The organism is Dongia sp. P2_B8, from assembly GCF_056404715.1.
In genome coordinates this window covers 784,386-797,380 of the sequence record NZ_JBFUDM010000003.1, presented here as the reverse complement: position 1 = coordinate 797,380, position 12,995 = coordinate 784,386, and the positions used below count along the sequence as shown (strand labels likewise).

Genomic DNA, 12,995 nt, shown 5'->3' with positions numbered 1-12,995 from the left:
TCCCCGAGATTTACCCAAGCACCAATGGCCGCGGCCACAGCAGCCAGCAAGGTAACGCAAGAGCGATGCCAGCCCAGGTCCCGACGGAAGGATCGAGGAATCGGGCCCTCACAGGGGTTGGCTCACTATGGCTTGCGTAGAAAATAGGCAAAGCGGCGCAAGTTTGCCCAAATTGGCGCCATCCTGGCGGCCCGGCTTGGCCCGATGCCACGCCATGTCTTATGATGTGGCAGCCACGCATGGACCGTTCCAGGAGATGGATCTTGACCGCAGCCAGCCTCGACACCGATGCCTTGATCGTCATCGACGTGCAGAACGATTTCTGTCCCGGCGGCGCCCTGGCCGTTGGCGGCGGCGATGAGATCGTGCCGCTGGTCAATCGCCTGATCGGCGCTAGCCCCCATGTCGTCCTGACGCAGGATTGGCATCCGGCCGGGCATTCCAGCTTTGCCAGCGTACATGCTGGCAAGGCGCCGTTCGGCACCATTGATCTCGCCTACGGTGCGCAGACCTTGTGGCCGGACCATTGTGTACAAGGTACCAGGGGCGCCGACTTCCATAGCAACCTTGCCTGGACCAAGGCAGAGCTCGTCATTCGCAAGGGCTTCCGCCCCGCGATCGACAGCTATTCGGCTTTTTTCGAGAATGATCAGACGACGCCGACCGGTTTGGCCGGATATCTGCGCGAACGTGGCCTCACCCACCTCACCCTGGTCGGTCTCGCCACGGATTTCTGCGTCGCCTATTCGGCTCTGGACGCCCGACGCCTCGGTTTTGAGACGCGGGTGATCATGGATGCCTGCCGCGCGATCGACCTCGGCGGCTCGCTCCAGGATGCAGTGGCAAAGATGCAGGCAGCCGGCGTGACGCTCACCGAGTCAACGGTGCTGGCGGCATAATTGATCTTGCCCCCGCTTGTTGGGGGCGGCCGGCGGCGATGTTGACAATCTTCCGAGCGATCTCTTCCGGCGACAGGATAAAATCGACCCATCCGGTGGCGATCGCACTTTCCGGCATGTCCGGTTCTTTGGCCGTCTCTGGTTTCTGTGCGATGGTGATGCCACCGACCTTTTTGATGTCATCAAGGGCGTCAGCACCATCTCCATCAAGGCCTGAGACGATCACGGCAACAAGCTTGCCGTCCCAATTCTTGGCCAGCGAGCAGAGAAAAACCGTGATGACATCCGGCCAACCGTGCGGCTTCGAGATCGGCTTGAGGCGGAATTCACCATCCAGAACATGGAGATCGCGCTTCTCCGGAATGATGAAGACATGATTGCGCTCGACCCGCAGCCGGTCCGTGATGAGCTCGACGGGCATCTTTGTATATTTGGGCAGGATCTCGTGAAGCTGCGTGGAGACGGTGCGCAAGTGATTCACGATGACGATGGCAGCACCCATATCTGACGGCAGATGCTGCAAAAGGCGGACATATGCATTGAGACCGCCGGCTGAGCCACCCACGCAGACGATCGGGAAGTCTCGTGTCATCGGCATCTGAATACTCCACTGGGCTTTATGGCCCAGTTAAGAAACGTTCATGATGCCTCATTCGTTCCGAATTATTCTGAGTATCGGATCAGCGCCGCCGCACACCCACCCCGACATATTGGTGCAACAAGGCGGGATCGGCACGCAGCTCCGCCGGCGAGACGATCTCTGCCGAACGGCCGTTTTCGATGAAAGCGACGCGGTCGGCGACGTGGAGAGCGGATTCCACGCGCTGCTCGACCAGGATGGTGGCAACACCAGCCTCCTTGAGCTTTGCCACAATCTCCAGGATCTTGGCGATCATGAGCGGCATCAGCCCTTCCGTTGGTTCATCCAGCAGCATCACCTTGGGCTCGACGCAGAGCGCGCGGGCGGTGGCCAGCATCTGCTGCTCGCCACCGCTCAAGGTACCGGCACGCTGTCCCAGCCGCTCGCCCAGGATGGGGAATAGATCGAGGACACGGGCGCGGGTGGCGGCACCCCTGCCGCGGGTCATCAGACCGATCTTCAGGTTTTCCTCGACCGTAAGGTCGGAAAAGAGGCGGCGGCCCTGCGGCGTGTAGCCGATGCCCTGCTTCGGCACCTCATGGGGCGCCAGCGACGTCAATTCTACATTGTCGAACAGAATGCTCCCGCCACGCACCTTGACGAGGCCCATGATGGCCTTCAACGCCGTGGTCTTGCCAGCGCCGTTCCGCCCCAGCAGGCACAGCACCTCGCCCGGCGCCAGGTCGAGCGAGAAGTCGCGCAGGACCTGGACATGGCCATAGAAGCAGTTGATGCGGTCGAGTTTGAGCATCAGGTTCCCAGATAGGCGCGTTGCACGTCGAGATTGGCCATGATCTCGTCCGGCGACCCTTCAGCCAAAAGGGTGCCATTGTTCATCACCGTAATGCGGTGGGCGAGTTCCATCACCACATCCATATTGTGCTCGATGAGCAGGATCGTGGCGCTGGCGGCAATCTCCTTCACCAGGCGGCAGAAATCGGCGATTTCCTGCTCCGACAAGCCCTGCGTCGGCTCATCGAGGATCAGCAGGCGCGGCTGCAGGGCGAGACCCATCGCCACTTCCAGCAGGCGCTGATGCCCGTAGGAGAGTTCGCCAGCGAGTTCCTGGGCGCGGCTGGCAAGGCCTACACGCTCAAGGGCCGCCTCGACGCCGGCCGCGATCTCAACCGGGTCGGGCCGGTACCAGATCGCACGCCCCTTGCTGAGCGCCCGCTGCACGGCGAGTGCTACATTGTCGAAGCAGCTGAGATTGCGAAAGACGCTGGTGATCTGGAACGTGTAGACGATGCCGCGCAGCACCCGGTCCCAGGGACGTAAGCCGGTGATGTCCTCGCCCTCGAAGATGATGGCGCCCGAACTGGGCTCGACGCGGCCGGAGATCATGCTGACAAGCGTGGTCTTGCCGGCGCCGTTGGGGCCGATGATGGCTCGGATCTCGCCTTGATTGAGGGCCAGGTCGATGCCGGTCACCGCCTGGATACCGCCGAAGCTGCGGGCAAGCGCCTTGGTGGCGAGGAAGGTCATGGTATCCACCCCAGCCAGCGGGCGCGGATGGTGCCGGCGATTCCCTTGGGGAACCACAGGACGAGGAGTACCAGCATGACGCCCACGACGATCATGTAGCTCGATGTGTGATCGCGGGAGATCTCGATGAGATAGAACATGAGCAAGGTGCCGACGAACGGGCCGACCACAGTACCGACACCCCCCAGCAGCACCCAGAGCAGCGGGTAGATCGAATATTGAATGGCAGCAAAACTCGACCCGACATAGCCGAAGAACAACACATAGGCCGCACCTGCCGTGCCGGAAAGCAGGCCCGAGAGCGTGAGGGCCAAGAGCTTGTAGCGGCGGGCATCGTACCCCAGCATGCTGGTTCGTTCGTCATTCTCGCGAATGGCGACGAGGACGCGGCCGATGGGCGAGCGGACCAACGCCAGACAGGTCGTCAGCGCCACCGCAAACAAGGCCAGCGCCAGATTATAGCGCCAGGCCGGGTTGGTGAGGTCGACATGGAGGCCAAGAAGATCGAAGCCACGCGCTGCCTGGCTCAGGGTCAATCCTTCGTCGCCATGGGTGACATCGTTGAAATAGAGCGTCACCAGGAAGGCTGCCTGGGCGAACATCATGGTCACGATCATGAAAGCCACACCCGTGGTGCGCAGGGCCACCAGCCCTATGAGAAACGCCAGGACCAGGCCGGCCAGCGCCCCAACAATGAAAGCCAGCACCGGATGCAGCGCGAAATAATAGACGCCCATGCCGGCGCCGTAGAGACCGGCGGCAAAGAACATGGCATGACCCAAACTCAGGAGGCCGGTATAGCCAACGAGCACATTGTAGCCCATGGCATAGGTCGCCAGCACCATGATGCTGACGAAATTGGTGTGGTCATAGTCGGGCAGCAGGAATTGCGCGCCGAAGAGCAGCGCGACCAACCCGGCATGCAGAACGACTATGCGCGCCTTTTGCGACGCCGCCCTCATCGCGCCTTGCTCCCGAACAATCCGTTCGGCCGGAACACCAGCACCAGCGCCACGGCCAGTGTCGCGATGATCTTGGAGAGGGTCGGTGAAAAGAAGACGGAAATGATTCCATCGCTGAGGCCGATCACGAAAGCAGCAAGGATCGTGCCTTTGAGGCTGTCGAGGCCACCAATGATGACGACGATGAAGGACAGCAGCAGCGGATCTAGCCCCATCAGATAGTGCGCTTGCTGCAGAGGTACGACCAGCACGCCCGCCACCGCGGCCAGCATGGCGCCCAAAGCAAAGACCGCCGCATAGACCCGCTTCACCGGCACGCCGAAGGCCTGAGCGGTCTCGCGGTCGAACTGCGTTGCACGCATGATCAGGCCGAATTTCGTCCGCGTGACGCCGTACCAGGCGCCGAGCAGCAACAAAGAAGCCGCCCCGACGACGATGAATTTGTAACCGGAATAGCCGAACCAGGGGAATACGATCCGGAACTGGATCGGCGCCACCACGGGCCGCGCCTCCGGTCCATAAATGCTCAGCACCAGCTGCTGCAGGATATAGAGAAGGCCGATGGTGGCGACGATGGTGGCTTCCGGCTGGTAGTTGAGCCGCCGCAAGACGAGTGCATCCGCGGCGACCGCAATCGCACCAACCACCAGGGGTGCCCCGACGAGCGCCAGCATGAAGCCCCAGAACGGCGCCTCCGGCACCAGCGACGTGAACCACCAGGCCAGCACCGCGCCTAACATGAAGAACTCGCCATGCGCCACATTGACGATGCGCATGACACCGAACACCAGCGACAGGCCGAGCGCGGTCACAGCCAGGACGAAGGCCGCGACGCCACCTTCCAGAAGTGCCAAGAGCAGATGGGGGCCGAGATCCAAGGGCGATGTTCTCTCAACTGCTAGTTATGGACTGCCCCCTGTCGTCATCCCCGGGCGAAGGCCCGGAGATCCACTGCGGCAGTTGAGAGAGTGGATGCCCGGGTCAAGCCCAGGCATGACGACATAGGGGACAGTCCCGCGATATCACGAAACTACAGCGGCTGTTTGGTGTAGTCGGTGTCGTTTTCGTAGAGGCCGTCTTCGATCGAGGTCTGGTGGACAACGTTGAGCTTCTGTCCCTCGACCTTCGAGATGAACTGATGGCCATAGCATTGATGCCGCTTGCCATCGAAGGTCTTGTCGCCTTGCGGATGTTCGTTGCCGGCAGCAAAGCTGGTCATCGCTTCGACTGCTTCGATCAACGCGCCCTTGTCGGCAGCCGATTTATAGCCGCTGGCCTCGACCACCTGCTTGATCGTGTAGAGCGTTTCCCAGCAGCCGAACATATGCGAGTAGGTCGCAATGTCCTTGGGATCATCGAGGCTGGCGCCGTTGCCATCGACGCCGACCTTTTCGCGGTAGAATTTGTCCTGCGGTGTCTGGTCGGCGCCAGCATAGCGCGGGAAGGCTTCCCAGAAATAGGTGCCGTCCAGGAATTCGAGGCCGGGACTGGCAAGATCGACCGCTTCCAGGGAATCGATGAAGCCGAAGATCTGCGGGCGCTTCGAGCCGAAATGCTCGCCCATTTCCTTGACGAAGGTGAGCACGCCGGGGCCGACCATGACGTGATAGATGACCTCGGTCTCAGCTGGAATCTGCGGGAAATATTTGGTGTAGGAAGTTTCGGTCGGCGGAATCGCCAGCAGCGCCACGACGCTGCCGCCCTGCTTCTCGATGGCCGCGGTGAAGAAGTCGCGGTGATCGTGGCCGAAGGCATAGTCGGGGAAGATCATGGTGACCTTCTTGCCGAGATTCCCGGCGATCCAGGGCGCCATGGAACTGACCTGCGAGCGCACATCGGTGATGCCGGGCTGGAAGACATAGCGGTTAAGGGCGCCGGAGGCGACGTGATAGCCCTCGCTCACCACGAAATAAGGCATCTTGAGTTCGCCAGCGCGCGGCGCCGAGCCGATCACGACATGGGAGAACAGGGTCCCGAAGACGAAGTCGACCTTGTGCTGGCTGGCGAATTTTTCGACCACCTCCGCACCGCGTTTGGGGTCCGTGCCGTCATCCTCGGTGATGATCTCGACCTGGCGGCCCGCGATACCGCCGCCTTCGTTGATCAGTTTCACGGCAGCCTGGGTAGTGCGGTCATACCAGCGGCCATAGGCGGCACCGATCCCGGTGCTGTGCAGCTGGAAGCCGAGCTTCAAGGGTTCGCTGGTCTGCGCCTGGGCGAAGCGGACATAGCCGGGCGCCAAGCCAATGGCACTCGCAGCACCCAGTGTTTTGAGGGCGGAACGTCTTGTGATCAGGCCTTTTTTGCCGCCGATAAGGGGCGTCTTCGGATTCATAGCACTACTCCCTGTCGTGAGTGGATTCCAGAATCTACAAAGCTTTAGGGTACCCAACGTGCCTCATGCCGGCCTTATGACGACCGTTTGCATACAAATGAAATAGAACACGAGATTTCCCAAAACTCAATAAGCCTGCGTTGCTCACCCGGCAGTTGCCGTCGCCAGCAACCACAGGCCGAACAACGTGTAGAGCACCATCAGGCTTGCCAGCGGCAGTTGACCCAAGGGTGCGCGCCAGCCATCGCCGCCCAATCGCGTATTCTGAATATGTGCGACGGCGACCGCGAGCAGGTGGCCAAGGACAATAGCGCCCGCCTGCAGATTCCAAAGCATCGCTACCGAATGATAGTTGGCCAGAAACGACGTGGTGACGTGATAGCGCCCGGTACCCAGCAGATCCCATCCCAGCCCGAACGGATCAGACAGCGCTTTCACCGCATATTGGAGGTCGACCAGCAGCAATGTCAGGTAATGGGAGAAGTGATAGGCGAGCGAAATCGGAATGATGCTGACGACCAGGAGCCCTGCGGCCCGCCCCGCCGGCAACGCGGGATTAATCCAGCGCGCTATCGCGATCGCCAGCAGATAGGCCGCGACCAGCCCCAGCCACAGGCCGAGCAAACCAAGCGTGTTGAGCCAGACGACCGCGCTACGGCCGGGAAAGTCCAGCGGGTTGATGCCGCCGAGACTGAGCCACCAGAAGGTCTTGCTCAAGCCGTCGAAGGAGACGCTGCCCAATGTCAGCAGCACGAACAAGATGCCGCTCACAGGCAAGGTGGCGATGTCAAATAATCGAGCACCGGGCAGCGTCAGATAGAGGGTGCGATGATCCGGCCGGTCCTGGCCGACCGGTCCCGCCCTCAAAGGCGACAGCTGGGCGATCAGGCGCAGAAACACGCTGAAGGGATCGGCGCGACCCAGCCATGCAACCTCTCCGAACAGAATCATGCCAATGAGAGTGACGGCGCCATAAAGAAGAATGGCACTGGCAAGACGTGCCGGATCGCTAGGGGCAAGATCGACCAGTTCGAACCAGGCAAAACAGGCAAAGCCCAGAATGGCCGGCCAGTAGCCGATGGCGTCCGGATAGCGCAGACAAGGCTGCCTGAGGCCCAGGAGACGCTGCAGCAGGCGATAAGGTGCGAGCCACGGGTTGAGACGATCCCAGAGATCGCCGCAAGCTGCCTGCAGAAAGACAAAGCCGACCCACCAGAGCGACCAGACGGTGATGGGCAGCGGATTGGCACGGGGATCGCGGCTCCCTAGAAAACCGGCGAGGATCAGGACGAACAGAATCAGCGCACTCATCGAACTGGCAAGCAGCGCCGGTGGCAGCCTTACCTCGCCCAGTTTCCGGCGCCCGCCAGCCCATCGTTCCAGCATCTGTGCCGGCAGCAGGAAGACCAGGAAGAACGAGGCCAGGACCGCCAGCGTGCCCCCCGCAATATAATAGCCGGTCGGCAGCAGCAGGACGAAGCCGCCCTCGGTCGTATGGGCCGCCGCGGGCGCCGTCGTCGCCAGAAGCGAGAGCAGACTTAGCTGAAGAAAGGAAAAACACCGTCCTGCGCGCATCATACAGTCAATGTCCGCCGCTACAGTCCGAATGTCTGCTTGATGCGCTCGGCGCAGGCCAGCGGCGTCTCATGGCTGGTATCGATCTCGAGATCGTAGGTCATGTCCCGGTGAACCTTGTCATACTGCCAGCGCGACAAGCCGATCAGGCGGTCGCCGCGCCTGCGTTCACGCTCCTCCAGCACATCCAGCGGTGCAAAAACGCCCACCCAATGGACCTCGAAGGGTGCCAGGAGCTGCCGGTACTCAGCCTTTTCGGCGCCCAGCAGGACTTCATCGATGATGAGATCGTTGCCCTGCGCCGCCAGAGCGACGATCGCGTGCCGCATGCCGCTGAGGGTGCGTTCACCGACCAGCCCCGTCTTGATGACCACAGACGGTTTCCCGTCCACCTGCGTGGTTTCAAAGACGAAACCATCCGGATGGTCAAAGTATTTTTCCGGCAGCATGTCCAAGAAGGCATCCATCGGGACATAGAGAAACGGCTCTTGTGTGATGGCCTGGAGCGCCTTGGCGAGCGAGGTCTTGCCGACGCTCCCAACCCCGTTGAGGAAAACGATGCGCGCGACCTTACTCACCACATTGCCTTTCATGAATTAGTCCGGTGCTTATCTTTTTGTGTATCTTATTGCAGGTGCGCGGACAGCCGCGACCCCATGTTATGCGACCTTAGTCGTATACGGGACTTCTTTCCTTGCACCATCTGGCACTGCCTTATACCGTTCTGTGTAAGCGCTATCATTTGAATCACGAAAAGCGCAACTGGGAGGTTCTGGTCGGATGGCGGCAGTCGGAATTCGCGACGCGCGCAAGGCGTTTGGCACTGCGCAAATTCTTCATGGGGTCTCAATAGATATAGCGGATGGCGAATTCGTCATCCTGGTCGGACCTTCCGGCTGTGGCAAGTCCACCTTGCTGCGCATGATTGCCGGCCTCGAAAGTGTCACCTCCGGCGAGATCTCCATCGGTGGCCGCGTGGTCAACGACGTGCCGCCGAAAGAGCGCGATATCGCCATGGTGTTCCAGAATTATGCGCTCTATCCGCATATGACGGTGGCCGACAATATGGGTTTTTCGCTGAAGCTCAAGAAAGCGCCGGCAAGCGATATCGCCCAACGTGTCGGACAGGCGGCGGAAATTCTCGGCCTCACCCCTTATCTCGACCGATATCCGCGCCAGCTTTCCGGCGGCCAGCGGCAGCGCGTCGCCATGGGCCGCGCCATTGTCCGCGATCCGCAGGTCTTCCTGTTCGATGAGCCGCTTTCGAATCTCGATGCCAAATTGCGCGTCGCCATGCGTGCCGAGGTCAAGGAACTGCATCAACGCCTCAAGACCACGACGGTCTATGTGACCCATGACCAGATCGAAGCCATGACCATGGCCGACAAGATCGTGGTCATGCATGATGGCATCGTCGAGCAGATCGGCGCGCCACTGGACCTTTATGATCGGCCGGGCAATCGTTTTGTCGCTGGCTTTATCGGCTCGCCGTCGATGAATTTCATCAATGGCCGGATCAGCGTCGAGGGCGGTACGTCCTTTGAGAGCCAGAGCGCGCAGTTCAAGCTGCCGCTCGACGGCGCTTACGCTGTCCATGCCGGCCGACCGGCGGTGCTGGGCGTGCGGCCGGAACATCTGCTGTTGGCAGAGGGCGGCGTCATGGCCGACGTCGTCGTCGTGGAACCGACCGGCTCGGAAGTGCAGGTCAATGCGCGTCTTGCCAGCGGCGAGGAAATCGTCGCGGTCTTCCGCGAACGCCATCTCTTCAAGCCGGGTGAACGAATCAGTCTCAAACCGCAACCGGGTCTCGTGCATCTGTTCGACGAAGCCACTGGCGCACGACTCTAGGAATTGCCATCCCAGAAGGAGGAATGACCATGAGTTTCAACCGACGCGACCTGCTTAAAACGACGGCGGCGCTCTCTGCCGGCGCCTTGGCACCGGGCCTGCTGGGTGGCCGCCAGGCTTTGGCCCAGGACACCCTCAGCTACAAGCCGGAAGATGGTGCAAGCCTGCGGCTGCTGCGCTGGTCACCCTTCGTGAAAGGCGACGAGGAGCAATGGCTGGCCAACACCAAGAAATTCACAGAAGCGACCGGCGTTGAAGTGCGCGTCGATAAGGAAAGCTGGGAGGATATCCGCCCCAAAGCAGCCGTGGCCGCCAATGTCGGATCCGGCCCCGATCTCATGATGGTCTGGTTCGACGATCCGCATCAATATCCCGACAAGCTGCTGGATGTGACCGAGCTTGCCGAATATCTCGGCAAGAAATATGGCGGCTGGTATGACGGACCCAAGGATTACGCCTCCCGCGACGGCAAGTTCATCGGCCTGCCCACCGCCACCATCGGCAACGCCATCGTCTATCGCGAAAGCTGGGTGAAGGCTGCGGGCTGGTCCGAATTCCCGACCAAGACCGATGACTTCCTGGAACTGTGCAAGGCCATGCAGAAGAGCGGCCATCCGGTTGGCTTTACCCATGGCCACGGTGTCGGCGATGGTAACAATTATGCCCATTGGCTGTTGTGGAGCCATGGTGGGCAGATGGTCGACAAAGACGGCAAGGTCACGATCAACAGCCCGGAGACGATGAAGGCGATCGAATACGCGCAGGCACTCTACAAGACCTTTATTCCCGGCACCGAAGGCTGGCTCGACGTCAACAACAACCGCGCGTTCCTCGCCGGCGAGCTGTCGGTCATCGCCAATGGCATCTCGGCCTATTACACGCCGAAGAACGATCCGGCACAGGCCGAAATCGCCGCCGACATCCGCACCACCGGCCTGCCGATCGGTCCCGTGGGCAAGTCGATCGAACTTTATCAGGTGACCAGTTCGGTCATCTTCAAATACACAAAGTATCCGAATGCGGCACGCGAATATCTGCGCTTCATGTTCGAGGCCGAGCAGATGAACAATTGGATCGAAAAATCCGCCGGCTATTGCTGCCAGACACTGAAGAGCTATGAATCGAACCCGGTCTGGACAGCCGATCGCAACAATGCGCCCTATGCCAAAGCCTCGGCGACGCTGCGACCCAACGGCTATGCCGGCCCGTTGGGTTACGCCTCCGCTGCCGTGATGGCAGATTATGTGCTGGTCGATTTGTTCGCCGAATCCGTGACCGGTGCCGCCACCCCGCAGGAGGCGATCGAAAAGGCGGAGAAGCGCATCAACCGTTACTACCGCGTCTGACGCGTCGCACGCGACCGGCGATGTTCGGCGCGCCGGTCGCGCTTTTTTTCCTCATCTGGCATCGGCTTCATGGCAGTCATAGAGACCACGCAAGCGACCAAGCGCCCGCTTCTTGCCCGCATCGAGCAGAGCCGCGGTGCGCTCGCCTCCCTGTTCATGCTGCCGGCTGCTGTGCTGCTGCTGGTGTTCCTCACCTATCCGCTGGGCCTCGGCGTCTGGCTGGGTTTTACCGATGAAAAGATTGGCCGCGCCGGCATCTTCGTCGGTCTTGAAAATTACGAATATCTCTGGGATGACAGCGTCTTCTGGCTGTCGGTGTTCAACACGCTGCTCTACACCACCAGCGCCTCGGCCTTGAAATTTGCGCTCGGCCTATGGCTGGCGCTCCTGCTCAATGAACATCTGCCGTTCAAGGCGTTCTTCCGGGCCATCGTATTGTTGCCCTGGGTGGTGCCGACAGTGCTCTCCGCCATCGCCTTCTGGTGGATCTATGATGCGCAGTTCTCGATCCTCTCCTGGGTGCTGATGGATTGGGGCATCATCGATCACCCGATCAATTTCCTAGGCGACCCCAACAATGCCCGCGCCTCGGTCATCGCCGCCAATGTCTGGCGCGGCATTCCCTTTGTCGCCATCACCTTGCTGGCCGGCCTGCAGACCATTCCACCCTCGCTCTATGAAGCGGCAACGCTGGATGGCGCCACGTCCTGGCAGCGCTTTCGCTTCATCACCTTTCCGTTGCTCACGCCGATCATCGCCATCGTGATGACCTTTTCGGTATTGTTCACCTTCACCGATTTCCAGCTGATCTATGTGCTGACGCGCGGCGGGCCGGTCAATGCCACCCATCTGATGGCGACGCTGAGCTTCCAGCGCGGGATTTCGGGCGGCAATCTCGGCGAAGGTGCGGCCATCGCCGTCAGCATGATCCCGTTCCTGCTGGGCGCCATCCTGTTCAGCTATTTCGGCCTGCAGAGACGGCGCTGGCAGCAAGGTGGGGGCGATTGATGGCTGGTAGCAAGGCATTTGCCGCGATGGGCGGTGGCGATGAAGGCGGCATGAACTATCTGCAGCGCCTGCCGCGGCGGATCGTGACCGTCTATCTGCCGCTGGCGGTGTTCGTGTTCGTGCTGTTGTTCCCGTTCTACTGGATGGCCATCACGGCGGTGAAGCCCAACCAGGAACTGACTGACTACAAGAATTTCAGCCCGTTCTGGGTGGTCGAACCGACGCTCGATCACATCAAATACCTGCTGTTCGAAACCTCGTACCCCGGCTGGCTGTGGAATACCGTCATCATTTCGGTCGCTGCGACCGCATTGTCTCTGGCCGGTTCCGTCTTCGCTGCCTATGCCATCGAACGACTGAGGTTTCAGGGATCGCGCACCGTGGGCCTTGCCATTTTCCTGGCCTATCTCGTGCCGCCCTCGATCCTGTTCATTCCGCTGGCGGTGATGGTGTTCAAGCTGGGTCTCTATGACACCAAATTCGCACTCATTCTGACCTATCCGACCTTTCTCATCCCGTTCTGCACCTGGCTGCTCATGGGCTATTTTCGCTCGATTCCCTTCGAGCTTGAGGAATGCGCGCTCATCGACGGGGCGACTCGCTGGCAGATCCTGACCAGGATCGTCTTGCCACTCGCGGTTCCGGGCCTGATTTCGGCCGGTATCTTCGCCTTCACCCTGTCGTGGAACGAGTTCATCTACGCCCTCACCTTCATCCAATCCTCGGAAAACAAGACTGTCCCAGTGGGCGTCTTGACCGAATTGGTGCGCAGCGACGTCTATGAATGGGGCTCCCTCATGGCTGGCGCCCTCATCGGCTCCCTGCCGGTGGTCATCCTCTATTCCTTCTTTGTCGAGCATTACGTCTCGTCCATGACCGGTGCGGTCAAGGAATAGG

The 12,995-nt window shown here is 60.6% G+C and carries 13 protein-coding genes; 5 read left to right on the top strand and 8 right to left on the bottom strand.

Translation table 11 applies throughout. The features are described from left to right. Window positions 1–263 precede the first annotated feature (263 nt). Window positions 264–899 carry a bifunctional nicotinamidase/pyrazinamidase gene (gene pncA / locus AC1DWZ_RS11265; protein ID WP_477168981.1) on the top strand — a complete coding sequence of 212 codons (636 nt, stop codon included), beginning with the start codon at window positions 264–266 and terminating at the stop codon, window positions 897–899. Here the strand turns inward: pncA and AC1DWZ_RS11260 are convergent. From AC1DWZ_RS11260 to AC1DWZ_RS11225, 8 genes are all read right to left on the bottom strand, one after another. Beyond that, window positions 871–1,497, bottom strand: coding sequence for a chemotaxis protein CheB (locus AC1DWZ_RS11260; protein ID WP_477168980.1), 627 nt, complete (start codon window positions 1,495–1,497; stop codon window positions 871–873). The two genes, pncA and AC1DWZ_RS11260, sit on opposite strands and share 29 nt — an antisense overlap. Before the next feature lie 82 nt (window positions 1,498–1,579). Further along, a complete protein-coding gene (locus AC1DWZ_RS11255) occupies window positions 1,580–2,290 on the bottom strand; it encodes an ABC transporter ATP-binding protein (protein ID WP_477168979.1) in 711 nt (236 codons plus the stop codon). Further along, entirely contained in the window at window positions 2,290–3,024 is a 735-nt protein-coding gene (locus AC1DWZ_RS11250) for an ABC transporter ATP-binding protein (protein ID WP_477168978.1), read from the bottom strand. Before AC1DWZ_RS11250 ends, AC1DWZ_RS11255 begins: the two co-directional genes overlap by 1 nt. After that, window positions 3,021–3,986: a branched-chain amino acid ABC transporter permease gene (locus tag AC1DWZ_RS11245; RefSeq protein ID WP_477168977.1), complete on the bottom strand. Its 966-nt coding sequence runs from the start codon at window positions 3,984–3,986 to the stop codon at window positions 3,021–3,023. The genes AC1DWZ_RS11250 and AC1DWZ_RS11245 overlap by 4 nt, the downstream gene beginning before the upstream one ends. Continuing rightward, the gene (locus tag AC1DWZ_RS11240) at window positions 3,983–4,864 is read right to left on the bottom strand and encodes a branched-chain amino acid ABC transporter permease (protein WP_477168976.1); all 882 of its coding nucleotides are present in this window, start codon (window positions 4,862–4,864) and stop codon (window positions 3,983–3,985) included. The genes AC1DWZ_RS11245 and AC1DWZ_RS11240 overlap by 4 nt, the downstream gene beginning before the upstream one ends. A gap of 152 nt (window positions 4,865–5,016) precedes the next feature. Then, window positions 5,017–6,321 carry an ABC transporter substrate-binding protein gene (locus tag AC1DWZ_RS11235; protein WP_477168975.1) on the bottom strand — a complete coding sequence of 435 codons (1,305 nt, stop codon included), beginning with the start codon at window positions 6,319–6,321 and terminating at the stop codon, window positions 5,017–5,019. Between the two features lie 144 nt (window positions 6,322–6,465). Next, a complete protein-coding gene (locus AC1DWZ_RS11230) occupies window positions 6,466–7,899 on the bottom strand; it encodes a hypothetical protein (protein WP_477168974.1) in 1,434 nt (477 codons plus the stop codon). Window positions 7,900–7,916: 17 nt separating this feature from the next. After that, window positions 7,917–8,489 (bottom strand): chloramphenicol phosphotransferase CPT family protein, encoded by a 573-nt coding sequence (locus AC1DWZ_RS11225; RefSeq protein ID WP_477168973.1) that lies wholly within the window; start codon window positions 8,487–8,489, stop codon window positions 7,917–7,919. 187 nt (window positions 8,490–8,676) lie between these two features. On the opposite strand from AC1DWZ_RS11225, the gene AC1DWZ_RS11220 reads away from it, so the two are divergent. The 4 genes from AC1DWZ_RS11220 (at window position 8,677) to AC1DWZ_RS11205 (ending at window position 12,994) form a co-directional block, all read left to right on the top strand. Further along, entirely contained in the window at window positions 8,677–9,744 is a 1,068-nt protein-coding gene (locus tag AC1DWZ_RS11220) for an ABC transporter ATP-binding protein (protein ID WP_477168972.1), read from the top strand. Between the two features lie 29 nt (window positions 9,745–9,773). Continuing rightward, window positions 9,774–11,090: an ABC transporter substrate-binding protein gene (locus AC1DWZ_RS11215; RefSeq protein ID WP_477168971.1), complete on the top strand. Its 1,317-nt coding sequence runs from the start codon at window positions 9,774–9,776 to the stop codon at window positions 11,088–11,090. A gap of 69 nt (window positions 11,091–11,159) precedes the next feature. Then, a complete protein-coding gene (locus AC1DWZ_RS11210) occupies window positions 11,160–12,098 on the top strand; it encodes a carbohydrate ABC transporter permease (RefSeq protein WP_477168970.1) in 939 nt (312 codons plus the stop codon). After that, window positions 12,098–12,994: a carbohydrate ABC transporter permease gene (locus AC1DWZ_RS11205; protein WP_477168969.1), complete on the top strand. Its 897-nt coding sequence runs from the start codon at window positions 12,098–12,100 to the stop codon at window positions 12,992–12,994. The genes AC1DWZ_RS11210 and AC1DWZ_RS11205 overlap by 1 nt, the downstream gene beginning before the upstream one ends. The last annotated feature ends 1 nt before the right edge of the window (window position 12,995 follow it).

Bases quoted from the DNA above. Each gene is read 5' to 3' on its own strand.
- AC1DWZ_RS11230 (WP_477168974.1), bottom strand. From the start codon at position 7,899: ATGATGCGCGCAGGACGGTGTTTTTCCTTTCTTCAGCTAAGTCTGCTC.
- AC1DWZ_RS11215 (WP_477168971.1), top strand. From the start codon at position 9,774: ATGAGTTTCAACCGACGCGACCTGCTTAAAACGACGGCGGCGCTCTCT.
- AC1DWZ_RS11205 (WP_477168969.1), top strand. From the start codon at position 12,098: ATGGCTGGTAGCAAGGCATTTGCCGCGATGGGCGGTGGCGATGAAGGC.
- AC1DWZ_RS11250 (WP_477168978.1), bottom strand. From the start codon at position 3,024: ATGACCTTCCTCGCCACCAAGGCGCTTGCCCGCAGCTTCGGCGGTATC.
- AC1DWZ_RS11210 (WP_477168970.1), top strand. From the start codon at position 11,160: ATGGCAGTCATAGAGACCACGCAAGCGACCAAGCGCCCGCTTCTTGCC.
- AC1DWZ_RS11260 (WP_477168980.1), bottom strand. From the start codon at position 1,497: ATGCCGATGACACGAGACTTCCCGATCGTCTGCGTGGGTGGCTCAGCC.
- AC1DWZ_RS11245 (WP_477168977.1), bottom strand. From the start codon at position 3,986: ATGAGGGCGGCGTCGCAAAAGGCGCGCATAGTCGTTCTGCATGCCGGG.
- AC1DWZ_RS11255 (WP_477168979.1), bottom strand. From the start codon at position 2,290: ATGCTCAAACTCGACCGCATCAACTGCTTCTATGGCCATGTCCAGGTC.
- AC1DWZ_RS11235 (WP_477168975.1), bottom strand. From the start codon at position 6,321: ATGAATCCGAAGACGCCCCTTATCGGCGGCAAAAAAGGCCTGATCACA.
- AC1DWZ_RS11225 (WP_477168973.1), bottom strand. From the start codon at position 8,489: ATGAAAGGCAATGTGGTGAGTAAGGTCGCGCGCATCGTTTTCCTCAAC.
- AC1DWZ_RS11220 (WP_477168972.1), top strand. From the start codon at position 8,677: ATGGCGGCAGTCGGAATTCGCGACGCGCGCAAGGCGTTTGGCACTGCG.